This is a genomic window from Streptomyces huasconensis (assembly GCF_021028635.1).
Classification (GTDB): domain Bacteria; phylum Actinomycetota; class Actinomycetes; order Streptomycetales; family Streptomycetaceae; genus Streptomyces; species Streptomyces huasconensis.
This window is the reverse complement of record NZ_CP086119.1, coordinates 3,974,088-4,000,243: the sequence shown is the minus strand read 5'-3', so window position 1 is coordinate 4,000,243 and position 26,156 is coordinate 3,974,088. Positions and strand designations below refer to the sequence as shown.

The window sequence follows — 26,156 nt, the reverse complement described above, 5'->3', positions numbered from 1 at the left end:
GTGGTCTCCCGGAAGGTGTGTTTCACGTGAAACCGATCGACCCGCGCCTGCTTCGGTACGCCCGTGCCACCCGTTTCTTCCTCGTCGCGGTGGTGGCCCTGGGGTTGGTCGGGGCGGGGCTGGTCATCGGCCAGGCGATGCTCATCGCCGAGATCGTGGTGGGCGCCTTCCAGAAGGGCCTCTCCGTAAGCGACCTGGGCACGCCGCTGCTGCTGCTCGCCCTGGTCGCGGCCGGGCGGGGCCTGGTCTCCTGGCTGACCGAACTCGCCGCGCACCGGGCGAGCGCGGCGGTCAAGTCCGAACTGCGGGGGCGGCTGCTGGAGCGGGCGGGGGAGCTGGGGCCCGGCTGGTTGAGCGGGCAGCGGACCGGCTCCCTGGTCTCGCTCGCCACCCGTGGCGTGGACGCGCTCGACGACTACTTCTCGCGCTACCTGCCGCAGCTGGGGCTCGCGGTGGTGGTGCCCGTGGCGGTGCTCGCCCGCATCGTGACGGAGGACTGGGTCTCGGCGGCGATCATCGTCGTGACGCTGCCCCTGATCCCGGTCTTCATGATCCTGATCGGCTGGGCGACGCAGAACCGCATGGACCGTCAGTGGCGGCTGCTCTCCCGGCTCTCGGGGCACTTCCTCGATGTCGTGGCGGGCCTGCCCACCCTGAAGGTGTTCGGCCGCGCCAAGGCGCAGGCCGACTCGATCCGGAGGATCACCGGCGAGTACCGGCAGGCGACGATGCGCACCCTGCGCATCGCCTTCCTGTCCTCCTTCGCCCTGGAGCTGCTCGCCACGATCTCGGTCGCGCTGGTCGCGGTGACCATCGGCATGCGGCTCGTGCACGGCGAGATGGACTTGTACGTCGGTCTCGTCATCCTGGTCCTCGCGCCCGAGGCCTATCTGCCGCTGCGCCAGGTCGGAGCGCAGTACCACGCGGCGGCGGAGGGGCTTGCCGCCGCCGAGGAGATCTTCGAGGTCCTGGAGACCCCGGTGCCGGCCGCCGGGACGGGGGCGGCGCCCTCAGGTGTGCTGAGCGTGGAGGGCGTGACGGTCCGGTATCCGGGGCGGGCGTCGGACGCCGTCTCCGGGGCGACGTTCGAGGTGGCGCCCGGGGAGACCGTGGCACTCGTCGGCCCCAGCGGGGTGGGCAAGTCGACCCTGCTGAACGTGGTGCTCGGCTTTGTGCGGCCCACTGAGGGGCAGGTGCGCGTCGGGGGTGTCGACCTCGCCGAGGTCTCCCCCGAGCGGTGGCGTGAGCGCGTCGCGTGGGTGCCGCAGCGGCCGCACCTCTTCGCCGGGACCATCGCGGAGAACGTACGACTCGCCCGGCCCGACGCGTCCGACGCGCAGGTACGGGAGGCCCTGCGGGAAGCGGGGGCCCTGGAGTTCGTGGACGCGCTGCCCGCCGGGGCCGGGACTCCGCTCGGGGAGGACGGCGCCGGGCTCTCCGCCGGGCAGCGGCAGCGGCTGGCGCTGGCGCGGGCGTTCCTGGCCGACCGGCCCGTGGTGCTCCTCGATGAGCCGACGGCTGCGCTGGACGGCGGGACCGAGGCCGAGGTGGTCGAGGCCGTCCGACGGCTGGCCGTCGGGCGAACCGTCCTGCTGGTCGTGCACCGGCCCGCGCTGCTGGCCCTGGCGGACCGGGTGGTGCGGTTGAAGGCCGCGGGCTTGGATGACGGGGCCTCCGCCGCCCCGCAGCCGGGGCCGCGCTCGGACGTGTCGGTCCTTGGTGTGACGGGTGGCAGGGACCGGGATGCGGCGTTGGCCGGGGTGTTGGTCGAGCGGGTGGGTGGTTCTGGGGCGGGTAGCTCTGGGGTGGTTGGTGCCGGGGCGGGTGGTTCTGGGGCTGGTAGCTCCGGGGCGGATGGCTCTGGGGTGGGTAGCTCCGGGGCGGGTAGTTCTGGGGTGGAGGGCTCCAGGCCGGGTGGTTCCGGGGTGGGTAGCTCTGGGGCGGGTGGTTCCGGCGTCGGCGGCTCCAGGCCGAGCGGTTCCGGGGCGGATGGCTTCGGGGCGGAGCGTGGGGTCCTGGCACGGGTGCGGGATATGGCGCGGGCCCGGCACGGGCAATTGGCGCTCGCCCTGCTCCTCGGTTCGCTCGCGCTCGGCAGCGCGGTGGGGCTCATGGCGACGTCCGGGTGGCTGATCTCCCGGGCCTCGGAGCAGCCACCGGTGATGTATCTGATGATCGCCGTGACGGCGACCCGTGCCTTCGGCATCGGCCGTGCCGTCTTCCGGTACGCCGAGCGCCTCGTCTCGCACGACGCCGTGCTGCGGATGCTCGCCGACACCCGCGTCACCGTCTACCGGCGCCTGGAGCGGCTCGCCCCCGCGGGCCTGCGCACCACCCGCCGCGGTGACCTCCTCTCCCGGCTGGTCGCCGACGTCGACGCCTTTCAGGACTACTGGCTGCGCTGGCTGCTGCCCGCGTCCGCCGCGGCCGTGGTGAGCGCGGGAGCCGTCGGCTTCACCGCCTGGCTGCTGCCCGAGGCCGGTGCCGTGCTCGCCGCCGGTCTGCTCGCCGCGGGCGTCGGGGTCCCGCTGCTGAGCGGCGCCGTGGCCCGCCGGGCGGAGCGCAGGCTGGCCCCCGCGCGCGGGGTGCTCGCCACGCGCGTGGCCGATCTGCTGACCGGCACCGCCGAGCTGACCGTCGCCGGCGCGCTGAAGCGTCGTACGGCCAAGGCCGGGGAGGCCGACGCCGAGCTGACGCGGATCGCCTCGCGGGGTGCCACCGCCACCGCGCTCGGCGACGGGCTCGGCGCGCTCGTGACCGGGCTGACCGTGACCGCGGCCGCGCTCGTCGGTGTCCAGGCGGTGCAGGACGGGCGGCTGAGCGGTGTCGCGCTGGCCGTGGTCGTGCTGACGCCGCTCGCCGCCTTCGAGGCGGTGCTGGGGCTGCCGCTCGCCGTGCAGTACCGCCAGCGGGTGCGCAAGAGCGCCGAGCGCGTCCATGAGGTGCTTGACGCCGCCGATCCCGTACCGGAGCCCGCCACGCCCGCCCCGGCACCCGCCTCGCCCTTCCCGCTGCGCGTCACGGCTCTGCGCGCCCGGCACGCGGGCCAGGCAAGGGACGCGCTCGCGGGCGTCGGCCTGACGCTGGAGCGGGGCCGGCGGATCGCCGTGGTCGGCCCCTCCGGTTCCGGCAAGACGACGCTCGCGCAGGTGCTGCTGCGGTTCGTGGGGGAGTACGAGGGGACGTACACACTCGGCGGTGTGGACGCGGCCACGCTGGACGGAGACACCGTGCGCCGCATGGTCGGGCTCTGCGCCCAGGACGCGCACATCTTCGACAGCTCGGTGCGCGAGAACCTGTTGCTCGCCAAGAAGGACGCCACCGACGCGGAGCTGCGCGGCGCCCTGGAGCGGGCCCGGCTCGATGGGTGGGTCGGTTCGCTGCCCGACGGGCTCGACACGCTCGTCGGTGAGCACGGCGCGCGGCTCTCCGGAGGCCAGCGCCAGCGGCTCGCACTGGCCCGCGCGCTGCTCGCGGACTTCCCCGTCCTCGTGCTCGACGAGCCCGCCGAGCACCTCGACCTGCCGACCGCGGACGCCGTCACCGCCGACCTGCTGGCCGCGACGGAGGGGCGTACGACGCTGCTCATCACGCACCGGCTCGCCGGCCTCGACGCGGTCGACGAGGTGATCGTCCTCGACGCGGGGAGGGTCGCGCAGCGCGGCACGTACGCGGAGCTGGCGGCGGTGGAGGGGCCGTTGCGGCGGATGCTGGAGGTGGAGCGTGCGGCGGATCTGCTCACGGTGGGCTGACGGGGCCGGGACCTGAGCTGTCTTCGGCTCGGATGAACCTCGGCTTCGACTTTCCCCTGTAAATAGGACTAACTACGCTCAAAGGCATGTCAGACCCCGCGGCCTCCGCCGACGCCCCGCTCCCCGACGGCCCCCGCCCCTCGACGTCGGCGGACCCGGTGGGGTGTACGGACTCGGCGGGGCGGACAACCGGCTCGGCGGAATCGGCGGGTCCGATGGGCTTGGCGGGGCCGGTCGGCTCGGCGGGTCCGATGGGCTCGGCGGCGCGGGCGACCCACAGCCTCCAGGGGCTCTCGCCCGAGCTGACCTCACGGGTGCCGCAGCTGCTCGAAGCCATGCGGTCGGTCGGCACCGGGCTGGAACTCCACACCACCCTGGACCGCATCTGCGAGACCGCCGCCGAGCTGGCGGACGCCCACTACGCCGCGATCGGCGTCGTCTCCGAAGACGGCGACGGACTCTCCGACTTCGTCTTCCACGGCATCGACGCGCGGACCGCCGAGCGGATCGGGCGGCTGCCCGACGGCCACAAGGGGCTCCTCGGCGCCCTCATCCACCAGCCGAGGACGCTGCGCCTCGCCGATCTCTCCGCCGACCCGCGCTCCTGCGGTTTCCCCGCCCACCACCCGCCGATGCGCAGTTTCCTCGGCGTCCCCATCCGCGTCCAGGGCAAGATCTTCGGCAACCTCTATCTGACCGAGAAGCGGAACGGGGCCGAGTTCAACGACTACGACGTGCACATGGTCCGCGTCCTGGCTACGGAGGCCGGGATCGCCATCGGCAACGCACGCCTCTACGAAGCCGCCAAGCAGCGCGAGCGCTGGATCGACGGCTCCGTGGCGGTCACCACGGCCCTGCTCTCCGGCAGCGACGCGGAGGACGCCCTCGCCGTCGTCGCCGAGCAGGCACGGCACCTCGCGGACTCGGCCGCCGGGATCGTGCTGCTGCCCGACGAGGAGGGCGGCATGGAGGTCGTCGCCGTCTCCTCGGACGGGCCCACCGGTGCGCTTGGCCTGATCGTCCCGGCGGAGAGCCGCATCGTGACCCAACTGCTCGCGGGCCAGGCCGTCTTCATCGACGACGCGGCGACCGATCCCCACACCGTCACCCACCTCGCCGACCGCTACGGCCCCGTGATGATGCTGCCGCTGCAGAGCGACGGCCGGGTCCTCGGCGCACTCGTGACGCCCCGCGCGCGCGGGGCCCGTCCCTTCACCGAGGCCGAGCGGACGCTCGCCGCCCAGTTCGCCTCACAGGCCGCGCTCGCGCTGATGATGGCCGAGGCGCAGCGGGACCGGGAGCGGCTCGCGGTGTACGAGGACCGCGACCGGATCGCCAGGGACCTGCACGACCTGGTCATCCAGCGGCTCTTCGCGACCGGGATGATGCTGGAGAGCGCCCAGCGCAGGTCCGTCGTACCGGAGGTGCAGGTCGGCGTGGGCAAGGCGGTCGACGAGCTGGACGTGACGATCCAGGAGATCCGTACGGCGATCTTCGCGCTTCAGCAGGGCCCGGCCGAGGCACCGTCGGGGCTGCGGACCCGTGTGCTCCGGGAGATCAACATGGCCGCCGTCCCGCTCGGCTTCAAGCCCACGCACCGCTTCGTGGGCCCCGTCGACACCGTGGTGGGCGAGCTGACCGGCAAGAACCTCATCGCGGCTCTGCGGGAGGCCCTGTCGAACGCCTTCCGGCACGCGCACGCCGCCCGCATCGACGTCGTCGTCGACTCGACGGTGCTGTTGCCCGGCGAACGCCAGGGCGTGCGCCTGACGGTGGCCGACGACGGGGTGGGCATCGCGGAGGGCGGCCGCCGCAGCGGCCTGAAGAACCTCAAGAGGCGGGCCGAGTCGCTGGGCGGCGACAGCTGGTACGGGCCCGGCATCGGCGAGGAGGGGCGCGGGACGACGGTGGTGTGGCAGGCGCCGTATTGATCTCTGGCGGGGTGTCGGCGCCCGAAGGTTGTCTGTGGGGGTCGATTGTCGGCGCCCGGGTGTTGCCTGCGGGGGCCAGCCGGGTGTCGGTCTCCGGGCGGACGGGTAATGCGGTCCCGCCTCCCTGTTCGGCGGTATCCGCGTGCGCCGTACGGGGCACCATGTCCCCCCGAGTGCCCGAATCCAGCGAGACCGTGCCGCCGGGACAGGCAACGATCCGTGACATGCCCCAGAGCCAGCGTCATCGTCCGCGCCCTCTCCTCAGTGTGTCGGTACTGCTGTGCGCGCTGCTCGGGCTCACGCCACCCGCTGCCGCCTCCGAGGGACCCGGCGCGAGCGCGGAGGTGGCGCGGCTCTACGAAGAGGCCTCGCTCGCAACCGCACGCTACGAAGAGGGGCGGCGGGCCGCAGATCTCCAGAGTGAGAAGGTCCAGAAACTGAACCAACTGCTCTCCCAGAAGCAGTACGACGTCGCGGCGCTGCACGGTGAGCTCGGCCGGCTGGCGAGCGCCCAGTACCGCACTGGCGGCGGTCTCCCCTACACCGCACAGCTCCTGCTGGCCGACAGCCCCGACGCGCTGCTGCGCGGGAAGCAGATCCAGTCGCGGGCCGACCTGGCCGTCCACAGCGCCGTCCTCAAGACGCGTCGCGCAGCGGCCCGCCTCACCGTCGCCAAACGCGAGGCGGACCGGGCCCAGCACGGCCTTAACCGGCGCCTCGCCCGCCTGGCGGTGCTGAAGCGCGGCATCGAACGGAAGCTGGAGTCGGCTCAGTGGGCTCTCCAGGACGAGGCGGACCGGGCGGTGGCCGCGGGGAAGTGCCGGGGCGCCGTCCGCCTGCGCCAGCCGAAGAAGAAGCCTTCCACGCGCGCGTGGGTCACGCCCGTGAAGACGTACGAACTCTCCGCGGGCTTCGACAGCGCCGGGGAACGCTGGGCGCACCGGCACACCGGGCAGGACTTCGCGGTCGACATCGGGACGCCCGTGCGGTCGGTCGGCGCGGGCCGGGTGGCGAGCGTGTCGTGCGGCGGGGCCTTCGGCATCGAGATCCTGGTGCGGCACCCCGGTGGCTACTTCACGCAGTACGCGCACCTTGCGGCCGCCGCTGTCGACCAGGGGGACAAGGTGCGTACCGGCCAGTGGATCGGCCAGGCCGGCACCACCGGCAACTCGACCGGACCGCACCTGCACTTCGAGACGCGGCTCACCCGGTACCTCGGGTCAGGGGTCGACCCGCGGAAGTGGCTGGCGGAGCGGGGCGTCAAGCTCTAACGAGGCGGCAAGCTCCAGCAGGCCATCGCTGTAGCGGGCCATCAAGCTCTAGGGAGTGCCGGAACGCCCAGTCAGTTCTGGACACCCGCTCTCGTCACAGGCAACGTTTCACGTGAAACGCATCGGTGGGCACCCTGCTCTACGAGTTCTGCTCCCGTCGCTCCGCCACGATCCGCTCGATCACGACGGCGACACCGTCGTCGTTGTTGGCGACCGTGCGCCCGGAGGCGGCGGCGATGACGTCCGGATGGGCGTTGCCCATCGCGTACGACGTACCGGCCCAGGACAGCATCTCGATGTCGTTCGGCATGTCCCCGAAGGCGACGACCTCCTCGGGCGAGATGCCGCGCTCGGCGCAGCACAGCTCCAGCGTGCTGGCCTTGGAGACGCCGGGGCCGCTGATCTCCAAGAGCGCGCTGGGGCTGGAACGGGTGACCGTCGCCCGGTCCCCGATGGCCGCGCGGGCCAGCGTCAGGAACTCGTCGGCCGCGAGTTCGGGGTGGAAGGCGAGGACCTTCAGGACGGGCTGCTCGGCGACGACGGGGTCACCGGGGTTCTCGGCGAGGAGCTTCTCGGCGGGCGCGACGCTCTCCGCCGGCTCCATGTGGAGCGGCGGATACGTCTCCTCGTGGTGCAGTCCCCCGGTCCGCTCGACCGCGAACGACGTGCCCGGCGCGGCCGCCCGCAGCCTGCGGACGACGTCCAGGGCGGACGCTCGCTCCAGCTCGCGGATCTTGACGAAGCTGTGGGTGCCGGGACCGCCGTGCAGGTCGACGACTGCCGCGCCGTTCCCGCAGATGGCGAGACCATGGCCGTGGACATGGGCGCTGACGACGCCCATCCAGCGTGCCGGGCGGCCGGTCACGAAGAAGACCTCGATCCCGGCCTCCTCGGCGGCGGCGAGCGCGGCGACCGTACGGTCGGAGACCGACTTGTCGTCGCGCAGCAGCGTGCCGTCCAGGTCCGTCGCGATCAGCCGGGTCCGGGGGCGCTGCCCGGCCGGGACGGGCGTGGCCGGGGCTGAGTCGGCCGGGGCGAGGTCGGCCGAGCGCTGGGGCCCTGGGTTAGCTGAGGTCACACCGACGATTCTCCCGCATATGCCCGCACGGCCGTGGGCTGGGGCGCACATTTGAGTGCCCTCGGACTCCGTCCCTGCTCGGGCTGCGCGGCGGGCGGCCGACCTTGCACGGCGGACATGTCGTGGCGTGTCACGTGTCGCGTGTCGCGTGGTGCGCTGTGTTGCGTTGTGCCGCGTTGCGTTGCGTTGTGACGCAGGGGGCCCGGGTGTCGGCCGGGGCGTCTGCGTCCCGCCGTAGGCTCGGAGACATGAGCCTGCGTCTGAGCACTGTGATCCTTCCCGTACGCCGCTGGCACGAAGGCGGTCGCGACCAGTGGCTGCGCGCCGAGGAGCTGGGCTTCCACACCGCCTACACGTACGACCACCTGGCCTGGCGCAGCTTCCGGGACGGTCCGTGGTTCGGCGCGGTGCCCACGCTGACCGCGGCCGCCGCGGCCACCGAGCGGATGCGTCTGGGCACGCTCGTGACGTCCCCCAACTTCCGCCACCCCGTCACGCTCGCCAAGGAACTCATCTCGCTCGACGACATCTCCGGCGGGCGGATCATGCTCGGTATCGGCGCCGGCGGCAACGGCTTCGATGCCACGACCCTGCTCAAGGAGAACCAGGAGCCCTGGACGCCGCGCGAAAGGGCCGACCGGTTCGGCGAGTTCGTGCCGCTGCTCGACCGCCTGCTGACCGAGGACTCGGTGACGTACGAGGGAACCTTCTACTCGGCGACCGAGGCCCGCAACATCCCCGGCTGCGTCCAGCGGCCCCGGCTGCCCTTCGCGGTGGCCGCGACCGGCCCGCGCGGTCTGCGGCTGGCGGCGCGGCACGGTCAGGCGTGGGTGACCACGGGTGACCCGAAGCTCTCCGAGACGGGTACGCCCGAGCAGTCCCGCGAGGCGATCCGGGGGCAGATCGAGAAGCTCGGCAAGGCGTGCGCGGACGTCGGGCGGGATGTGGCCGAACTGGACAAGGTCCTCCTGACCGGCTTCACCCCGGACCGCGACCGGCCCCTCGCCTCCCTCGACGCCTTCGTGGACTTCGCGGGCAAGCACGTGGAACTCGGCTTCACCGAGATCGTCATCCATGCCCCGATCCCGGACTCCGATTTCGCCGCCGACCAGGCCGTCTTCGAGCAGATCGCCACCGAAGCGCTGGCTCAGCTGACCTGACCTGAGCCGACCCGTTCCCGTTTGCCGTTCCCGTTCCCGTTCCCGTTCCGGCTCCGGCTCAGCGGACGCGGGCGCTGAGCCAGGGCGTGAGGGTGACCATCGGAATGAACTCCTTGTACGTCTCGTCGCCGGGCAGCGGCACGATCAGGCGGTAGCCCGGTGGAAAACGCTTCCCCTTGACGTACGCGAGCCCACTGAGAACCGACCGTACGAAGGCGGGCACGGCGTCACGTGGCACGTCGGCGCACTCGACGCCCTCCACGGTGATCAGCGCGTCCGCGTCCCCCTCGTCGTCTGGATAGAGCCGTACCGAGATCCGGGGTGAGCCGCCGAACTCCACGAAGGCCTCGTGCGGCAACGAGCCGTCGGGATCGGCCGTCACGCCGACGCCCGCAGCGGTGCGGCGCGAGGTCTGGTCGGCGCCGATGTCGTGCGAGACCTCGATCTCCCGGTGATACGCGCGGGCGACCTCGCGCAAGGCGGTGAGGGCGGCCTCGGTGCTGGGCAGATGCTCCATGCAGCCGATCATGCCCCCCTCCTCCGGTCGGGGAAGCCGGGGCGCCACCACTCGGCGGGACGCGGCCGCTCGGCAGCACCCGGCTGCTCGGCACGGGAACTCGGAGCCCCGACACTCAAGGGCGCGCGGTGTCGGCTCGGCGGGAGGCGGGGAAGCGCAGGTAACGGGGCGGGACGGCGGCCGTGAGCCAGACCCCATTGCCGCTGACCTGGAAGACATGGCCGTCTCGGTGCATCGCGCCCGCGTCGATGGACAGCACGAGGGGCCGCCCACGTCGAGCGCCGACGCGCGTCGCGGTCTCGCGGTCGGGCGAGAGATGGACGGCGTGCCGCTTCATGGGCCGCAGCCCTTCGGCCCGGATCGCGGCCAGACCGGCGGCCACGGTGCCGTGGTACAGGTACGCGGGCGGAACCGCCGGGGGCAGACCGAGGTCCACGCTTACGGAGTGCCCCTGCTGAGCGCGGATTCGGCTGCCCTCCACGGCGAAACGCTGCTTGTCGTTCACGGCCACCACGTGGTCGAGTTCGGCACGCGTGAAGGGGAAGCGGTGCGCGGCCGCCGCCGCCAGGAGCACATCGATCTCGACCCAGCCGTTCTCGTCCAGAGTGAGCCCGATCCGGTCGGGTTGATGCCGCAAGTGCTTGGACAGGTACTTGGACACCTTCACGGTGCGCCCCTCATCGGGGAAGCGCCTCTGCCCGTCCGCCACGTCACGTCGTGCGTCGGCGTCGGCGTCGGGAGATCCTTTTCTCATGCCTTCAGCGTCCCGCTGACCCGTTTTCCCCGCACTCGATTTTTGTCCACCGACTTTTCATCCACGAATTTTGGCCCGCAGGTTTGATCCACAACCAAGTCCCGTTATCCACAGGCCAGTTGCCGTTTCTGTGGACAACTCTCATACCGCATTGACGGTTTGGCCAACATTGGGTGTATTTGCGCCATTTGCGGCAAGTGCGTCCAAAATCCGTTTCTGCACCTCGCGTTCAGCGGCCGCTGCTATGAACGCCGCCGCATCGCCTTCGCCAACCAACTTTCGCACGGCGCGCATTGTGGAGGCGGGCAGCCGAACGCTTTGCGTCTCCTCGTCATGGCTGGGAGCCTGCTCCGGGTCGAGTTGCTGCCGCAGGTGACGGGTGGCGAACAGACGCATGGCGCGAGCCAGTTCGGCATCGACCGACTGCTGGGCGAGCGGCCGGAGCCTGCGTACGAGCGAGGCGGCCTCAGCGGCATCCGCCTCGGTCGGAGGACGATGCCCGAGATAGCGCGCGAACACGTGCTCCGTGGTGAAATCCAGGAAACGGGACGCTATATGTTCGACCTGGCCTCTCAACTCCCGCAAATGGTCGGCAATCGCGGACAGCGGCACGCCCGCCGCGTGCAATTCCACCGCTACAGCCAGCTCTTGAGGGCTGGGCACCAGGAACTCGTCCTCGCGCCCGGCCACCGGCTCCAGCACTCCGAGCGCGACCGCGTCCGCCACCGCCGCCTCGTCCGCGGTGCCACCGAACGCCGCGTCGAGTTCGGCACGTGTGATCCGGTCGGCCTTCTCGTCCGTCCAGGGACCGTCGACCTCCGCGGCCAGCCCGAGCACCCCGCCGAGGCCCCGGCCGGTGTCCCAGGCCTCCAGAAGCTCCTTGATGGAGGCCAGGGTGTAGCCGCGGTCGAGCAGGTCGGCGATCTGCCGCAGCCGCGCCAAGTGGGGCTCCCCGTACACGTTGGACCGTCCGCGCCGTTCCGGGCGGGGGAGAAGCCCGCGATCCTGATAGGCGCGGATCGTGCGCACCGTCGCGCCGCTGTGGTGCGCCAGGTCCTCGATGCGGTACTCCACGCTGACCGTCCTCCGTGATGCGTCGTGCCGGGCGGTGGCCGCCGGAACCTTTATGTCGGGGAGCCCTGCCGGGACATCTGCCCCAGACACCCGAGTCGCCCCAGCGGGCCCAGTAGCCGCAGGCCAAGGCCAGGGCTAAGCGATGGCCGCCCGCCCCACCGCGCCCGCCGCGGCCCGTGCCGCGGGCTACCGCGCCAGGTACGCGACCGCCTTGCGCGGCGATCCTTCCTGCGAGGGATGGTACGACCGCCGCAGAGAACGCGGTATCGCCATGCCCAGCTCGCGGGAACAGCCCCAGTCGAACGAGACCCGGCGCGGGACGATCGCGTCGTGCTCCTCGGCGTGTGGGTCGGGTGTCCTCTCCTCGCTCACACCGGGGGCTCCCATCGGGCTATCGCGCGCAGTGCCTTGGGGGCGAAGCGGGACATGAGGTGGGCGCCGCGTGCCTCGGGGGTGACCGGGACGACCGCTTGATTCCTGACGACGGCGCGCAGAACGGCGTCGGCGACCTTCTCCGGCGGGTAGTTGCGCAGGCCGTAGAGCCGGGAGGTGCGCTTCTGGCGGCGCTTCTCCTCGTCGGCGTCGACCCCGACGAAGCGGGACGTCGCCGTGATGTTCGTGTTCACGAAGCCCGGGCATATCGCGGAGACCCCGATGCCCTGCCCCGCCAGCTCCGCGCGCAGGCACTCGCTGAGCATCAGCACGGCGGCCTTGGAGGTGCTGTAGGCGGGCAGCGCCTTGGAGGGCTGGTACGCGGCCGCAGAAGCGGTGTTGACGATGTGGCCGCCCTGGCCGCGCTCGGCCATCTGCCGACCGAAGAGTCGGCAGCCGTGGATCACTCCCCACAGATTGACGTCCAGGACCTTCTTCCAGTCCTCGGCGCTGGTGTCGAGGAAGGAGCCGGAGAGGCCTATGCCCGCGTTGTTCACGAGGACGTCCACCACGCCGTACTCCCTGGCGACCTTCTCGGCGAGCTTCTCCATGGCCTGCTCGTCGGTCACGTCGACCGCCTCGCCCCAGGCCTCGGGGGCGCCGATCAGGTGGGCCATCTCCGCCGTGCGGGCCGCGCTCTCGGCGTCCCGGTCGACCGCCACCACGCGTGCCCCCGCCTCGGCGAACGCGAAGGCGGTGGCCCGCCCGATGCCACTGCCCGCGCCGGTGACCAGGACGAGCCGGCGGCCGAACCGTTCGGCGTACTTCCCCGTGGGTCGGCTGTCCTTGGCCGGCACGCCGTCCTCATGGGCCGCTACGAAATCGCTGATCCAGGACGACAGTTGATCGGGTCGCGTGCGCGGCACCCAGTGCTTGGCTGCCAGGGTGCGGCGGGTCAGCCGGGGGGCCCACTGCTCCAGGTCGTCGTAGAGCCGCTCGGACAAGAACATGTCACCGGAGGGCGTGATGAGCTGCACGGGCGCGTGCGCGTACGCATCTGCGCGGGGCCTGCGCAGCCTCGCGCGGACGTTGTCGCGGTAGAGCCAGGCTCCGTGGGCGGCGTCCTGGGGCAACGACGGCGTCGGGTACTCGCCCGCCGGGACCTTCTCCGCCCGCTCAAGGATCTTGGGCCAGCGCTTGCCGAGCGGGCCGCGCCAGGCGAGCTCCGGGAGGACGGGCGTGTGCAGCATGTACACGTACCAGGACTTGGCGCCCTGGCCGAGCAGTTGGCCGAGCCGGCGTGGGGTGGGGCGGGACATCCGCTTCTTGATCCAGTGCCCGAAGTGGTCGAGCGAGGGCCCGGACATCGAGGTGAAGGACGCGATCCGGCCCTCGGTCCGCTTGACCGTGACGAACTCCCAGGACTGCACCGAACCCCAGTCGTGTCCCACCACGTGCACCGGCCGGTCCGGGCTGACCGCGTCGATGACCGCCACGAAATCGTCGGTCAGCTTCTCCAGCGTGAAACCGCCGCGCAGCGGCTTCGGTGCGGTGGACCTGCCGTGCCCGCGCACGTCGTACAGCACGACGTGGAAGCGGGGGGCGAGACGCTCGGCGACCTCGCTCCACACCTCCTTGGAGTCCGGGTAGCCGTGCACGAGCAGGACCGTGGGCCGCTCCGGGTCGCCCAGCGCGGCGACACACAGCTCCACGCCGCCCGTCCGCACCCAGCGCTCGCGCGCATCCTTCATCTTCTCCGCGACTGCTCCCGTGGTCATGCGGTGGCCCTCTCCTCAGCCCAGCGCCGTACATGCGGCAGATCGTCGTCCAGCCAGAACGCGCTCTGTTCGGGGTCCTTGGAGTCGGTGACGACCAGGATCTCCTCGAACTTCGCGCCCGTACCCCTGAACCCGAGGTGCGGCTCGACCGCCCACAGCCCCTTTCGAGGCGGGTGGTCGGAGAACTTGTAGGGGGACCACAGCGGTGACCAGCCGTCCCGGTGGCCATGGATGGCGTCGCTCGCCAGGCCCTTGAGCGACTGCGTGCCGAACCCGAAGAGATGCGGTGACAGGCGGCGCTCCTTGACCCGGCCGACCTTGTGCGCGATGACGCCGAAGGGATAGGCGCGATGGCGGTTCGCATAGCCCTGGCGGACCATGAGCCGGTCCACGTCCTCGTAAATCTCGCGCAGCGGGCGGCGCTCACGCACCTCCCGCAGGATCAGCTCACGGTGCGCCTCCAGGTCGGCCAGCAGCTTGTCGTGCAAGGGATTGAGGCCCAGACAGCCGGAGTAGCCGATGTCGGCGGTGAAGCCCTTGTATATGGGGGCCATGTCGAGGATGAAGGGCATCCCCGGCTCCAGCTCGCGGTGGGTGGGGAAGAACTGCAGCGGTATCCGGAAGTTCGTGAACGCCGTGCGGTCGCCGAACCAGGCGAAGGGCAGGTGGAACCAGTCCCGCACGCCCCGCTCCCGCAGCCACTCCCGCTGCATCCGCGCGGCTCCGCGCTCGGTCACACCGGGCTTGAGCTGGGCCGCGACCGCCTCCGCGCATTCATACGCGAGGGCCTGCACTTCCCTGAACCCCCGCAGATCCGCGGAGAGTTCGCCTGCAACTGAGGTCATGCCGCCGTCCGTCCCGAGTCCGGTCCACCCGTGTCCGGCCCGTCGCCGTACGCGGTCGTAACTTGACACTGATGAATGTGACAATGCCCGGCGGCTGCGTCAATAGGTCTGTCCCACCCTGCGGGACAAGTCCGGAAGTTCCCCCAGGGGTAGACCTCCGTACAACCCTTACGGGCCCGTAATACTCCAGAGTGAGGGCAGGGCAAGCCCGTGGTCTGACGACTGGTGTGGGCCGCGCCACTACCGTCGACGACGTGACTGTGATCGCGACCGAAAGCCTCAGCAAGCGGTTCCCGAGGGTGACCGCGCTTGACCGGCTCTCCATGGACATCGAGCCCGGTGTGACCGGACTCGTCGGGTCCAACGGGGCCGGCAAGTCCACTCTGATCAAGATCCTGCTGGGCCTGTCCCCCGCCACGGAGGGCAGTGCCACCGTGCTCGGTCTCGACGTCGCCACCAGCGGCGGCCAGATCCGCGAGCGTGTGGGGTACATGCCCGAGCACGACTGCCTGCCACCCGACGTCTCGGCCACCGAGTTCGTCGTCCACATGGCGCGCATGTCCGGCCTGCCGCCCACCGCGGCCCGCGAGCGCACGGCGGACACCCTGCGGCACGTCGGACTGTACGAGGAGCGCTACCGCCCCATCGGCGGCTATTCGACGGGCATGAAGCAGCGCGTCAAGCTCGCCCAGGCCCTCGTCCACGACCCCCAGCTGGTCTTCCTGGACGAGCCGACGAACGGCCTGGACCCGGTCGGGCGGGACGAGATGCTCGGCCTGATCCGCCGCGTCCACACCGACTTCGGCATCTCGGTCCTCGTCACCTCACACCTCCTCGGCGAGCTGGAGCGCACCTGCGACCACGTCGTCGTCATCGACGGCGGCAAGCTCCTGCGGTCCAGCTCCACCACCGACTTCACCCAGACCACCGCGACTCTGGCCGTCGAGGTCACGGACACCGACGAACACCCCGACGGCACCGGCGCGTTGCGTGAAGCGCTGAGCGGACGCGGCATCGACACGCGGACCGGCGGCGAACTGCCCGGCGCCGGCCACACGATCCTGCTCACCGCCGACGGCGAAGAGACATACGACCTCGTACGGGACCTCGTCGCCGACCTCGGCCTCGGCCTGGTCCGCATGGAACAGCGCAGGCACCACATCGCCGAGGTCTTCAAGGACCAGCACGAGGCCCTGCCGGAGCCGGGCTCCGAGCGCGCCGCCGCGTCGGCCGCCACCGCACAGCAGACAGGAGGCGGACGCGATGAGCAGTGAGTCCACCCAGATCCACAACATCGGGTACAGGAAGTACGACGGCCCGCGCCTCGGCCGCGCCTACGCCCGCCGCTCGCTCTTCTCCCAGAGCCTGCGCGGCGCGTACGGCCTCGGGCGCTCCGCGAAATCCAAGGTCCTGCCCATGATCCTCTTCGCGGTAATGTGCCTCCCCGCGGCGATCATGGTGGCGGTCGCCGTCGCCACCAAGGCCAAAGACCTCCCGGTCGACTACACGCGTTACGCGATCGTCCTGCAGGCCGTCATCAGTCTCTTCCTCGCCGCCCAGGCACCCCAGACCGTCTCACGCGACCTGCGGTTCAAGACCGTGCCGCTCTACTTCTCACGTCCCATCGAGCGCGGTGACTACGTCCTCTCGAAGTTCGCCGCGATGACCTCGGCCCTCTTCATCCTCACGGCCGCCCCGCTGCTCGTCCTCTACGTGGGGGCGCTGCTCGCCAAGCTCGACTTCACGGACCAGACGTCGGGCTTCGCCCAAGGCCTGGTCTCCGTGGCGCTGCTGTCGCTCCTCTTCTCCGGCATAGCCCTGGTCATCTCGGCGATCACACCCCGCCGCGGGTTCGGCATCGCCGCCGTCATCGCCGTCCTGACCATCACCTACGGCGCGGTGTCGACGGTCCAGGCGATCGCCTACGAACAGGGGAGCACCGGAGCCATCGCGTGGCTCGGCCTCTTCTCGCCGATCACGCTCATCGACGGCGTACAGACCGCCTTCCTCGGCGCGACCTCCGCCTTCCCCGGAGGGGAAGGCCCCTCGTCCGGCCTGGGCGTCGTCTACGTACTCGTCGTCCTCGGCCTCATCGCGGGCTGCTACGGCGCGATGATGCGCCGCTACCGAAAGGTCGGGCTGTGACCACGATCAACATCGACCACACCTCACGCTGGTTCGGGAACGTCGTCGCCGTCAACGACATCACCATGAACATCGGCCCGGGCGTCACCGGACTCCTCGGTCCGAACGGCGCGGGCAAGTCGACGCTCATCAACATGATGGGCGGCTTCCTCGCCCCCTCCACGGGCAGCGTCACCCTCGACGGCAAGCCGATCTGGCGCAACGAACAGATCTACAAGGAGATCGGCATCGTCCCGGAGCGGGAGGCGATGTACGACTTCCTCACCGGCCGCGAGTTCGTCGTCGCCAACGCCGAGCTGCACGGTCTGGACGAGCGGGCCGCCAAGAAGGCCCTCGCGACGGTCGAGATGGAGTACGCGCAGGACCGGAAGATCTCCACGTACAGCAAGGGCATGCGCCAGCGCGTGAAGATGGCCTCCGCCCTGGTCCACGATCCGTCCGTGCTGCTGCTCGACGAACCCTTCAACGGCATGGACCCGCGCCAGCGCATGCAGCTGATGGAGCTGTTGCGGACCATGGGCGCGCAGGGCCGCACCGTCCTGTTCTCCTCGCACATCCTCGAAGAGGTCGAGCAACTGGCCTCGCACATCGAGGTGATCGTCGCCGGGCGGCACGCGGCGAGCGGTGACTTCCGCAGGATTCGCCGTCTGATGACCGACCGGCCCCACCGCTACCTGATCCGTTCCAGCGACGACCGCGCACTGGCCGCCGCGCTGATCGCCGATCCGTCGACGGCCGGCATCGAGGTGGACCTCAAGGAGGGCGCGTTGCGCATCCAGGCGGTCGACTTCGGCCGGTTCACGACCCTGCTCCCCCGCGTCGCGCGTGAGCACGGCATCCGGCTTTTGACGGTCTCGCCCTCGGACGAGTCCCTCGAGTCGGTCTTCTCCTACCTCGTCGCGGCCTGAAGGAGCGATCGTGTACGACCCCACAGTCGCCCGGCTCACCTACCGGGCCCTGCTCGGCCGCCGCCGGGCTCTGATCCTCTTCGCCCTGCCCGTGCTGCTGATCGTCATCGCCGGCGCGGTACGCGGCTTCAGCGGCGCCGACGACCAAGTGGCCGTCGATGTCCTCGGCGGCTTCGCGCTCGCCACGATGGTGCCGATCATCGGCGTCATCGCGGGCACGGGCGCCATCGGCCCGGAGATCGACGACGGCTCGGTCGTCTATCTCCTCTCCAAGCCGGTGAAGCGGCCCACGATCATCTTCACCAAGCTGATCGTCGCGATAGCCGTGACCATGGCCTTCTCGGCGATCCCCACGTTCATCGCGGGGATGATCCTCAACGGCAACGGCCAGCAGGTCGCCGTGGCCTACACGATCGCGGCGCTGGTCGCCTCCATCACGTACGCGGCGATCTTCCTGCTCCTCGGCACGATCACCCGGCACGCCGTGGTCTTCGGGCTGGTCTACGCCCTGGTGTGGGAGGCCCTCTTCGGGTCGCTGGTCACGGGTGCGCGGACGCTCAGCGTGCAGCAGTGGTCCCTCGCCGTGGCCCAGAAGGTCGGCGACGGCGACCTGATCACCTCGGACGTCGCTCTGCCCACGGCGACGGTCCTGCTGGTCGTCGTCACGGTGGTCACCACCTGGTTCGCCGGACAGAAGCTGCGGTCGCTGAAGCTGGCCGGGGAGGAGTAGGGGGGTTATTCGGTGGCGGTGAACTCCGGGGGCGGGCACAGTGGTTGATGTCCCGCGCCAGCACCTGGCGCTCACCGTCCGGGAGAGGAGCCGACGTGTCCATCAGTAGTCCGTCGAGTTCCCGGCAGGGCAGCCTGCGGCAGGCTCCGGAGTAGTTACTCACTTCGTCGAGTCCCGCACGGGGAGTTGCCCGGGGCGGCCGCTTCGAGCGCGCAGATCACCTTGCTGCGCGGGCCGCCCACCCGGAGGATTGGCCGAGTGGTAAGGCAGCGGCTTGCTAAGCCGTCGTCAGGGCTGACGCCCTGCGCGCGTTCGATCCGCGCATCCTCCGCGAGACGTCGCACTGGGCTTGGGCGGTTGACGGTGCTCGGCACCGGGGCCGGCGTCTGTCACCGGCTTCGCCGAGTTCGTCCTCAAACGCCGGACGGGCTGGAGATACGGGCCCCGCCCCCGTCCCGCCGCCCCTCCCGCCGGACGGTCGGAAAGCGGGGCTGTCCCGCGCCGCTCCGCCCTGCCCGCAGGGGCGGGCCAGAGACCGGCGCCACCACGCAAAGCCGGGCGGGCCGGAGTGCCCCCGCTCAGCCCAGCAGGCGTTCCAGCACTACCGCGATGCCGTCCGCCTCGTTCGACGTCGTCACCTCGTCCGCGACCGCCTTGAGTTCCTCGTGCGCGTTGGCCATGGCCACGCCATGGGCCGCCCAGCCGAACATCGGGATGTCGTTCGGCATGTCGCCGAAGGCAATTGTGTCCACGGCCTTCGCGCCCAGGCGGCGGGCCGCCAGGGAGAGGCCGGTGGCCTTGGAGAGGCCGAGCGGGAGGAGTTCGACGACGCCCTCGCCGGCCATGGTCACGCCGACCAGGTCACCCGCCACCTGGCGTGCCACGTCGGTCAGCGCGTCGTCGTCGAGACCGGGGTGCTGGATGTACACCTTGTTCAGCGGGGCGGCCCACAGGTCGGCGATCTCCGTGAAGGGGATGCTCGGCAGCGGACCGTCCTGGACCGCGTAGCCCGGCCCGACCAGGACCTCTCCGTCGATGCCGTCGCGGCTCGCCGCCAGGGCGAGCGGACCGATCTCCGCCTCGATCTTCGCCAGGGCCAGGCCCGCGAGCTGCCGGTCGAGCGTCACGGAGGTGAGCAGCCGGTGCTCCCCCGCGTGGTAGACCTGCGCGCCCTGCCCGCACACCGCTATGCCGTTGTAGCCGAGGTCGTCGAGGATGTGCCGGGTCCAGGGCACGGCCCGGCCGGTGACGACGATGTGCGCGGCGCCCGCCGCGGTGGCCGCGGTGAGCGCGTCGCGCGTGCGTACGGAGACCGTGTCGTCGGGGCGCAGCAGCGTCCCGTCGAGGTCGGTCGCGACAAGCTTGTAGGGGAAGGACGGCGTGGCCGGAGCTGGCTGGCTCACTTGGCGATGGGCTCCAGGATCTCTCGTCCCCCGAGGTACGGCCGCAGCACCTCGGGCACCACCACGGAGCCGTCGGCCTGCTGGTGGTTCTCCAGGATCGCCACGATGGTGCGCGGGACGGCGCAGAGCGTGCCGTTCAGCGTCGAGAGCGGCTGCACCTTCTTGCCGTCGCGGTACCGGATGGACAGGCGGCGGGCCTGGAAGCCGTCGCAGTTCGAGGCGGAGGTCAGCTCGCGGTACTTGCCCTGGGTGGGAATCCACGCCTCGCAGTCGAACTTGCGCGAGGCCGAGGCGCCGAGGTCACCCGTCGCCACGTCGATCACCTGGAAGGGCAGGCCGAGGCCGGTCAGCCACTGCTTCTCCCACTCCAGGAGCCGCTTGTGCTCGTTCTCGGCGTCGGCCGGGTCGACGTACGAGAACATCTCGACCTTGTCGAACTGGTGGACGCGGAAGATGCCGCGGGTGTCCTTGCCGTACGTGCCGGCCTCGCGGCGGTAGCAGGGCGAGAAGCCCGCGTACCGCAGGGGGAGCTTGTCGGCGTCGATGATCTCGTCCATGTGGTACGCCGCGAGCGGGACCTCGGAGGTGCCGACCAGGTAGTAGTCGTCCTTCTCCAGGTGGTACACGTTCTCCGCGGCCTGGCCGAGGAAGCCCGTGCCCTCCATGGCGCGCGGGCGGACCAGCGACGGCGTCAGCATCGGAATGAACCCGGCCTCGGTCGCCTGTGCGATCGCCGCGTTGACGAGGGCCAGCTCAAGGAGGGCGCCGACGCCGGTGAGGTAGTAGAAGCGCGATCCGGAGACCTTCGCGCCGCGCTCGACGTCGATGGCGCCCAACGCCTCGCCGAGCTCCAGGTGGTCCTTCGGCTCGAAGCCCTCGGCGGCGAAGTCGCGCGGGGTGCCGATCGTGTCCAGGACGACGAAGTCCTCCTCGCCGCCCACCGGGACGTCGGGGTGGACGATGTTCCCCAGCTGCTGGAGGAGCCGCTTGGTCTCCTCGTCGGCCTCGTCCTGGGCGGCGTCGGCCGCCTTGACCGCGGCGGAGAGCTCGCCGGCCTTCTTCAGGAGCTCCTGCTTCTCCTCGGGCGAGGCCTTCGGGATCAGCTTGCCGAGCGCCTTCTGCTCGGAGCGCAGCTCGTCGAAGCGGACGCCGGACGACCTGCGCCGCTCGTCGGCGGAGAGCAGGGCGTCGACAAGCGCGACGTCCTCTCCACGGGCGCGCTGGGAGGCGCGAACACGGTCGGGGTCCTCACGGAGCAGGCGAAGGTCAATCACCACACCAGGCTACCGTTGCGCCGTTCCGGCCCACGACTCGATATTCCATTGTGGGCGCTATGCCCGCTTTGCCGGAATTAATGAGTGGAGATCCCGAGCGGTCGGCGCGGCCGGAAAAGCGCGTTCACGCGCGCGTGGACGCTCGGTCAATAAAAGGGGCGCCTCTCCTCGAAAGGGGCAGAGCGCGCCTGCCCCCTTGACTCGAACCCCTTGCGCGGAGCGGGACTTGGGGCCTCCGTCCACGTCGGTTGTCCACAGGAATGACTACCTCCAGGAAGTTATCCACAGGGTGTGCGAAAGATCTGTGGACGCCGGAAGTGGTTGTTCCGAAAGCCGCGAGTCCGGCAAAGGATTCTCTTCCCAAACCGACTCGTCACCCACTTTCGAGTGGAAATGGTTCACCCTAAAGAGTTGATCAATGGAAAAGGGTGGACGAGGGGTGACGTGCGGGGCTGTGGACGGAGTTGGGGGCTGTGAGCAGATTTGTCGACCATGTCGCACTTCGTTGTCGACTTGTCCCCAGGTCGAGATGCACGCCTGTGGATAACTTCTGTGGACAACGTAAATCTGCAGGTAGGACAGCAGCCGACAGTGGCTAGAAACGACCGTCCTGGCAGCGCGCCAGCCAGTCCGAGGCCGCCGCGAACTCGCCGTCCGACGTCCCGGGCCGCAACGGCCGCGTGTCCGCCGGGGCCACCCCGGCCCGCGGGTACGAGCCGAGGAAGCGCACCTGCGGGCAGATCCGCTTGAGCCCCATCAGGGCCTCGCCGACACGGCGGTCCGTGATGTGCCCCTCGGCGTCCACCGAGAAGCAGTAGTTGCCGATGCCCTGCCCGGTCGGCCGCGATTCGATCCGCATGAGGTTGACGCCTCGTACGGCGAACTCCTGGAGCAGCTCCAGCAGGGCGCCGGGGTGGTCGTCACCCAGCCAGATGACGACGGAGGTCTTGTCGGCACCGGTCGGGGCGGCCGGGCGGGCCGGGCGGCCGACCAGGACGAACCGGGTGGCGGCGTTCGCCGCGTCATGGATCTCGCTCACCAGCGGTTCGAGGCCGTACGTGGCCGCCGCGAACTCGCCCGCGAAGGCCGCGTCGAAGCGGCCCTCCTGGACCAGGCGCGCGCCGTCGGCGTTCGAGGCGGCCGACTCCCACAGGGCGTCCGGAAGGTGGGCGGCCAGCCAGTTGCGGACCTGGGGCTGGGCCACGGGGTGGCCGGTCACCGTCTTGATGTCCTTGAGTTCCGTGCCCGGACGCACGAGCAGCGCGAAGGTGATCGGCAGGACGACCTCGCGGTAGATCATCAGCGGCTCGCCCTTGGCGAGTTCGTCGACCGTGGTGGTGACACCGCCCTCGACCGAGTTCTCGATCGGCACGAGCGCGGCCGCCGCCTGGCCGCCGCGGACCGCGTCCAGCGCGGCCGGGACGGACACCATCGGGACGAGTTCCCGGGCGGCCGCTTCGGGCAGCGTGCGGAGGGCGGCCTCGGTGAAGGTGCCTTCGGGGCCGAGATAGGTGTAACGCGTCGCCGACATACCGGTCACCCTAATGGGCCCGACGTGGCACGGCTCATGCGTCTCAGAGAGCGGCACGGGCCCCGCACAGGCGTGCGGAAGCCGCGACCGGCCGGGGCCTGCGCGCGGACGCGTGGGAACCCGACACCGGAGGCCACCGCAGGCTCCCGGAGGCCTGCCCGTCCAGCATTCCGGAGGCCTACGCCTCCAGCACTCCTACTCCTCCAGCAACCGCTGCCCCACGTACTCGCCCTTCGCCGCCCCGCCCGGCACGGCGAAGAGGCCGCTCGCCTCGTGGCGGATGAACTCCGACAGGGCGTCGCCACGGTCGAGCTTGCGCTGCACCGGCACGAACCCCCGCATCGGGTCCGCCTGCCAGCAGACGAAGAGCAGACCCGCGTCCGGCTCCCCGTGCGCGTCGAAGCCGTCGTGGTACGAGAACGGCCGGCGCAGCATCGCCGCGCCACCGTTCTGGTCCGGGCGGCTGATGCGGGCGTGCGCGTTGAGGGGGATGACGACCTTGCCGTCCGGGCCCGTCTTCTCCAGCTCCGGTTCCGTCGTCTCCTTGCCCCCGGTCAGCGGCGAGCCGTCCTTCTTGTGCCGCCCGATCACCGCCTCCTGCTCCTTCAGACCGAGCTTCTCCCAGTCGTCGAGGAGCATCCGGATGCGGCGTACGACGGCGTAGGAGCCGCCCGCCATCCACGCGGGGTCACCGTCGGCGGGCACGAAGATCCGCTTGTCGAAGTCCTTGTCCGCGGGCTTCGGGTTGTTCGTGCCGTCGACCTGACCCATCAGATTGCGCGTCGTCATCGGGTGCGCGGTGGCGCCGGGGGAACGGTTGAAACCGTTCATCTGCCACCGCACGCGCGCCACCCCGGCCGCCGCCTTCTGGAGGGCACGCAGGGCGTGGAAGGCGACGAGCGGGTCGTTCGCACCGATCTGCACCCACAGATCGCCGTTGCTGCGGGCCTTGTCCAGGTGGTCCGAGGAGAAGTCGGGCAGCGGTTCCAGCGCGGTCGGCCGCCGCTTCTCCAGCCCCGTACGGGAGAAGAAGGAGGCACCGAAGCCGAAGGTGACCGAGAGGGAGGAGGGGCCGGCGTCGCGCGCGACCGCCGTGTCGTCGGAGCCGACCGGCTCACCCGCCATCAGCCGCTCGGCCGCCGCCGACCAGCGTCGCAGCAGGGCCGCCGCCTCCTTGCGGCCTGCACCCGGGGAGAGGTCGAAGGCGATCAGGTGGCCGCGGGACTGCGGGGGAGTGATGATCCCGGACTGATGTTTCCCGTGAAACATCACCTCGTCCGCGCCGAGAGACGCCAGGGCCGCCTTCGAAGAGCCCGACGTGCCGGACGTGCCCGACGTATCGGAGGCGTCCGACGTGCCGGCACCGGCCGACGGCGCCACCGCGTACCCGACCGCGCCGCCCGCCGCGCCGAGCGCGAGGCCGGTCGCGCCGGCGGTGCCGAGCAGCCGCCGCCTGGAAATCCCGTTGTCCGTCATGCCGTTCAGCCGATCTTGGTGTTCTTGTTCACGGTCACTTGGTCGATGTCGGAGGTCCGCACGGTCACCGCGATCTTCCAGTCGCCCGCCATCGGGATCTGCACTCCGCTCGCCGTCCAGTGTCCGGTGGCGATGTGGCTCGGGGTGACGGGCAGCGGGCCCACGCCCTTCGACTCCAGGGTGAAGGAGACCTTCACCTCGGGGATGTCGAAGGCGCTGCCGTTGGGCCGCTTCACGTACACGTGCAGGTCGTTGCTGCCGGTGCGGCCCGGGTCCAGTTCGAGGCGCACGGTGCCCTTGCCGTCCGCGCTGCCCGTGTCGAAGGGCACCTTCAGGGAGAGCGGGCCCGAGCGCTGCGCCTCCGCCACGGCGGCGGTGGCCCTGGCGGCCTCCTCCTCCGTGCGGCCCGGCTCGGTGCTCGTCAGGGCCGTCGTGACGGCGAGCAGGACGACGGCGATGCCCGCCTCGGTGAGCACCGAGCGGCGCAGCCCGGAGCGGTGCGGGTCGGCGTCGCGGATGCGCTTCTCACGAGCGGTGGCCATGGCCGCCCGCTGGCGGGCGAGTTGGGCGGAGCGCTCGGAGGCAGCGGAGTTCTTGGAGCCCGCGGAGCTCTCGGAGTCAGCGGAGTTCTCGGAGTCAGCGGAGTTCTCGGAGTCAGCGGAGTCCTTGGAGTCCGCGGAGTTCTTGGAGTCCGCGGAGTTCTTGGAGTCCGTGGGGTCCTCGGCGTGCTCAGAGACCCCAGAGGCCCCAGAGGCCTCCTCGGCGTCACCCGCTTCCCCCTTCGGCGCCCCCGTCACCGCCACCGCCTTCTTCGCGGCGCGCTGCTCGACCACCAGGGCCGCCGCCACCTCGGGTGCGGTGTCGCCCGCTTCGGCGGTGATCCGGCCGGTCCACCGCCGCGAGACGGCGGCGACGCCCACCAGGACGACGACCAGGCCGATCTTGACGAGGAGCAACTGTCCGTACGACGTACCGGTCAGCGCCGACCACGAGCCGACCTGCCGCCACGACTGGTACAGCCCGGTCGCGGCCAGTACGACGACGCTGGTGAACGCCACGCGCGAGAAGCGCCGCACGGCCGCCGCCTCCACCGAGGTCGTGCGGAACAGCGCGACGACCAGCGCCGCGAGCCCGCCCAGCCAGGCGGCGACGGCGAGCAGGTGCAGCACGTCGACGGGCATCGCGATGCCCGCCTGGATACCGGTAGAGGCGTGCTCGGCCATGGCCCAGGTCGCCGCGATGCCGATGGCGACGACCGTGCCGCCGATGGCGAGCCCGAAGGTGAGGTCCTTCTTCGCGGCGGCCTCCTCCGGCGCGTCGCGCTTCACGTACGCCCCGAAGAGCACCGCGATGAACAGCGCGGCGGCGGCGAGCAGCAGCAGCCGGGAGACCAGGGCGGCGCCCGTCTTGGTGTTGAGCACGTCGCCGAGCGCGCCCATGTCGAAGGCGTCGGCGAGCTTCCCGGAACCGGTGTAGGGGGCCCGCAGCAGGAGCAGGGCGAGCGTGGCGCCGGTGAGCGTGACCCAGCCGTACGTCACCAGCCGCTGCACGGGCCGTACGCCCGCGCCGCGCGGCCAGCAGCCGAGCACGAAGGCGGCGCCGCCGACGACCAGGATGAACCCGGCGTAGGAGAGGTAGCGCGCGATGTCGTAGAGCACGCCGACGAGGCCGCCGCCCGCCTGCTGGTCGGGCAGCGTGGCCTTGGTGGCGGAGGGCGCGCCGATGGAGAAGGTGAAGGCGCCGGCGACCGGATGGCTGTCGGCGGACACGACCTGGTAGGCGACGGTGTACGTGCCGTCGGGCAGGCCCTTGCGGAGCTTCACGCCGTACGTGTTGGCGCCCAGGTCGGCGGTCTTGCCGGCGTCGGCGCGCTTGCCGGCCGGGTCGAGCACCCGCACGGAGCCGTCCGCCATGGCGACCTTCTCCGAGAAGGTGAGCTTCACCTGGACGGGAGCCTTCTTGACCACCGCTCCCTGCTTCGGGTCGCTGCCGGTCAGCGCGGCGTGCGCGGAGGCCGGGGCGGCACCGGCGAGGAACGCGCCCGTGGCGGCGACGAGCACGAGAAGGAGCCGCCAGAGGCGGGGAGCGCCCGCGGCCCCACGGCGAGCGCCTTCGGTCCGGGGAACGAACCGGGAGCGGGGAGCGATGGTCTGCATC

Annotated in this window: 19 protein-coding genes, 1 tRNA gene and 1 pseudogene; 9 read left to right on the top strand and 12 right to left on the bottom strand. The window is 71.1% G+C overall.

Translation table 11 applies throughout. The features are described from left to right. The first annotated feature begins 26 nt into the window (after nucleotides 1–26). The 3 genes from cydD (at nucleotide 27) to J2N69_RS18250 (ending at nucleotide 6,954) form a co-directional block, all read left to right on the top strand. Nucleotides 27–3,752: a thiol reductant ABC exporter subunit CydD gene (gene cydD, locus J2N69_RS18260; RefSeq protein WP_230901735.1), complete on the top strand. Its 3,726-nt coding sequence runs from the start codon at nucleotides 27–29 to the stop codon at nucleotides 3,750–3,752. 251 nt (nucleotides 3,753–4,003) lie between these two features. Continuing rightward, nucleotides 4,004–5,683, top strand: a complete 1,680-nt coding sequence (locus J2N69_RS18255; protein ID WP_230904764.1) for a GAF domain-containing sensor histidine kinase — start codon at nucleotides 4,004–4,006, stop codon at nucleotides 5,681–5,683. Nucleotides 5,684–5,907: 224 nt separating this feature from the next. Next, nucleotides 5,908–6,954, top strand: a complete 1,047-nt coding sequence (locus J2N69_RS18250; RefSeq protein WP_230901734.1) for a M23 family metallopeptidase — start codon at nucleotides 5,908–5,910, stop codon at nucleotides 6,952–6,954. A 139-nt stretch (nucleotides 6,955–7,093) separates the two neighbouring features. On the opposite strand, the gene J2N69_RS18245 is transcribed toward J2N69_RS18250, so the two are convergent. Next, entirely contained in the window at nucleotides 7,094–8,032 is a 939-nt protein-coding gene (locus J2N69_RS18245) for a Cof-type HAD-IIB family hydrolase (RefSeq protein WP_230901733.1), read from the bottom strand. Between the two features lie 248 nt (nucleotides 8,033–8,280). Between J2N69_RS18245 and J2N69_RS18240 the strand changes: the two genes are divergently transcribed. Further along, nucleotides 8,281–9,192 (top strand): LLM class flavin-dependent oxidoreductase, encoded by a 912-nt coding sequence (locus tag J2N69_RS18240; protein WP_230901732.1) that lies wholly within the window; start codon nucleotides 8,281–8,283, stop codon nucleotides 9,190–9,192. A 58-nt stretch (nucleotides 9,193–9,250) separates the two neighbouring features. Here J2N69_RS18240 and J2N69_RS18235 read toward each other — a convergent pair whose 3' ends face one another. The 6 genes and pseudogenes from J2N69_RS18235 to J2N69_RS18210 form a co-directional block, all read right to left on the bottom strand. Next, complete coding sequence (locus tag J2N69_RS18235; RefSeq protein WP_127910147.1) at nucleotides 9,251–9,721, bottom strand: hypothetical protein; 471 nt, start codon at nucleotides 9,719–9,721, stop codon at nucleotides 9,251–9,253. Nucleotides 9,722–9,824: 103 nt separating this feature from the next. Next, nucleotides 9,825–10,463, bottom strand: coding sequence for an RNA 2'-phosphotransferase (locus J2N69_RS18230; protein ID WP_230901731.1), 639 nt, complete (start codon nucleotides 10,461–10,463; stop codon nucleotides 9,825–9,827). Between the two features lie 141 nt (nucleotides 10,464–10,604). Further along, complete coding sequence (locus J2N69_RS18225; RefSeq protein ID WP_230901730.1) at nucleotides 10,605–11,537, bottom strand: MerR family transcriptional regulator; 933 nt, start codon at nucleotides 11,535–11,537, stop codon at nucleotides 10,605–10,607. Between the two features lie 186 nt (nucleotides 11,538–11,723). Beyond that, nucleotides 11,724–11,822, bottom strand: a pseudogene (locus tag J2N69_RS18220) (metal-dependent hydrolase); the annotation flags it as partial. 83 nt (nucleotides 11,823–11,905) lie between these two features. After that, entirely contained in the window at nucleotides 11,906–13,687 is a 1,782-nt protein-coding gene (locus J2N69_RS18215; RefSeq protein WP_230901729.1) for an SDR family oxidoreductase, read from the bottom strand. Next, nucleotides 13,684–14,532: a M24 family metallopeptidase gene (locus J2N69_RS18210; protein ID WP_230901728.1), complete on the bottom strand. Its 849-nt coding sequence runs from the start codon at nucleotides 14,530–14,532 to the stop codon at nucleotides 13,684–13,686. The genes J2N69_RS18215 and J2N69_RS18210 overlap by 4 nt, the downstream gene beginning before the upstream one ends. 227 nt (nucleotides 14,533–14,759) lie before the next feature. On the opposite strand from J2N69_RS18210, the gene J2N69_RS18205 reads away from it, so the two are divergent. From J2N69_RS18205 to J2N69_RS18185, 5 genes are all read left to right on the top strand, one after another. Next, complete coding sequence (locus tag J2N69_RS18205) at nucleotides 14,760–15,806, top strand: ABC transporter ATP-binding protein (RefSeq protein WP_230901727.1); 1,047 nt, start codon at nucleotides 14,760–14,762, stop codon at nucleotides 15,804–15,806. Beyond that, nucleotides 15,796–16,677, top strand: a complete 882-nt coding sequence (locus tag J2N69_RS18200) for an ABC transporter permease (RefSeq protein WP_230901726.1) — start codon at nucleotides 15,796–15,798, stop codon at nucleotides 16,675–16,677. Before J2N69_RS18205 ends, J2N69_RS18200 begins: the two co-directional genes overlap by 11 nt. Next, entirely contained in the window at nucleotides 16,674–17,585 is a 912-nt protein-coding gene (locus J2N69_RS18195) for an ABC transporter ATP-binding protein (protein ID WP_127910153.1), read from the top strand. The genes J2N69_RS18200 and J2N69_RS18195 overlap by 4 nt, the downstream gene beginning before the upstream one ends. Before the next feature lie 10 nt (nucleotides 17,586–17,595). Then, the gene (locus J2N69_RS18190) at nucleotides 17,596–18,315 is read left to right on the top strand and encodes an ABC transporter permease (protein ID WP_230901725.1); all 720 of its coding nucleotides are present in this window, start codon (nucleotides 17,596–17,598) and stop codon (nucleotides 18,313–18,315) included. Between the two features lie 244 nt (nucleotides 18,316–18,559). Next, a tRNA-Ser gene (locus tag J2N69_RS18185) sits at nucleotides 18,560–18,646 on the top strand. 247 nt (nucleotides 18,647–18,893) lie between these two features. On the opposite strand, the gene J2N69_RS18180 is transcribed toward J2N69_RS18185, so the two are convergent. The 5 genes from J2N69_RS18180 to J2N69_RS18160 form a co-directional block, all read right to left on the bottom strand. After that, nucleotides 18,894–19,718, bottom strand: coding sequence for an HAD family hydrolase (locus J2N69_RS18180; protein WP_127910155.1), 825 nt, complete (start codon nucleotides 19,716–19,718; stop codon nucleotides 18,894–18,896). Continuing rightward, complete coding sequence (gene serS, locus J2N69_RS18175; protein WP_223775595.1) at nucleotides 19,715–20,992, bottom strand: serine--tRNA ligase; 1,278 nt, start codon at nucleotides 20,990–20,992, stop codon at nucleotides 19,715–19,717. The genes J2N69_RS18180 and serS overlap by 4 nt, the downstream gene beginning before the upstream one ends. Before the next feature lie 595 nt (nucleotides 20,993–21,587). Next, entirely contained in the window at nucleotides 21,588–22,523 is a 936-nt protein-coding gene (pheA, locus tag J2N69_RS18170; protein WP_230901724.1) for a prephenate dehydratase, read from the bottom strand. A 195-nt stretch (nucleotides 22,524–22,718) separates the two neighbouring features. Continuing rightward, complete coding sequence (efeB, locus tag J2N69_RS18165) at nucleotides 22,719–23,999, bottom strand: iron uptake transporter deferrochelatase/peroxidase subunit (protein WP_230901723.1); 1,281 nt, start codon at nucleotides 23,997–23,999, stop codon at nucleotides 22,719–22,721. A 5-nt stretch (nucleotides 24,000–24,004) separates the two neighbouring features. Beyond that, nucleotides 24,005–26,155, bottom strand: coding sequence for a copper resistance protein CopC (locus J2N69_RS18160; RefSeq protein ID WP_230901722.1), 2,151 nt, complete (start codon nucleotides 26,153–26,155; stop codon nucleotides 24,005–24,007). Between the last annotated feature and the right edge of the window lies 1 nt (nucleotide 26,156).

Coding starts and splice junctions, on each gene's coding strand:
- J2N69_RS18255 (WP_230904764.1), top strand. CDS start 4,004: ATGGGCTCGGCGGCGCGGGCGACCCACAGCCTCCAGGGGCTCTCGCCC.
- J2N69_RS18250 (WP_230901734.1), top strand. CDS start 5,908: ATGCCCCAGAGCCAGCGTCATCGTCCGCGCCCTCTCCTCAGTGTGTCG.
- J2N69_RS18240 (WP_230901732.1), top strand. CDS start 8,281: ATGAGCCTGCGTCTGAGCACTGTGATCCTTCCCGTACGCCGCTGGCAC.
- J2N69_RS18235 (WP_127910147.1), bottom strand. CDS start 9,721: ATGATCGGCTGCATGGAGCATCTGCCCAGCACCGAGGCCGCCCTCACC.
- J2N69_RS18230 (WP_230901731.1), bottom strand. CDS start 10,463: ATGAGAAAAGGATCTCCCGACGCCGACGCCGACGCACGACGTGACGTG.
- J2N69_RS18215 (WP_230901729.1), bottom strand. CDS start 13,687: ATGACCACGGGAGCAGTCGCGGAGAAGATGAAGGATGCGCGCGAGCGC.
- J2N69_RS18210 (WP_230901728.1), bottom strand. CDS start 14,532: ATGACCTCAGTTGCAGGCGAACTCTCCGCGGATCTGCGGGGGTTCAGG.
- J2N69_RS18200 (WP_230901726.1), top strand. CDS start 15,796: ATGAGCAGTGAGTCCACCCAGATCCACAACATCGGGTACAGGAAGTAC.
- pheA (WP_230901724.1), bottom strand. CDS start 22,523: ATGTCGGCGACGCGTTACACCTATCTCGGCCCCGAAGGCACCTTCACC.
- efeB (WP_230901723.1), bottom strand. CDS start 23,999: ATGACGGACAACGGGATTTCCAGGCGGCGGCTGCTCGGCACCGCCGGC.
- J2N69_RS18160 (WP_230901722.1), bottom strand. CDS start 26,155: ATGCAGACCATCGCTCCCCGCTCCCGGTTCGTTCCCCGGACCGAAGGC.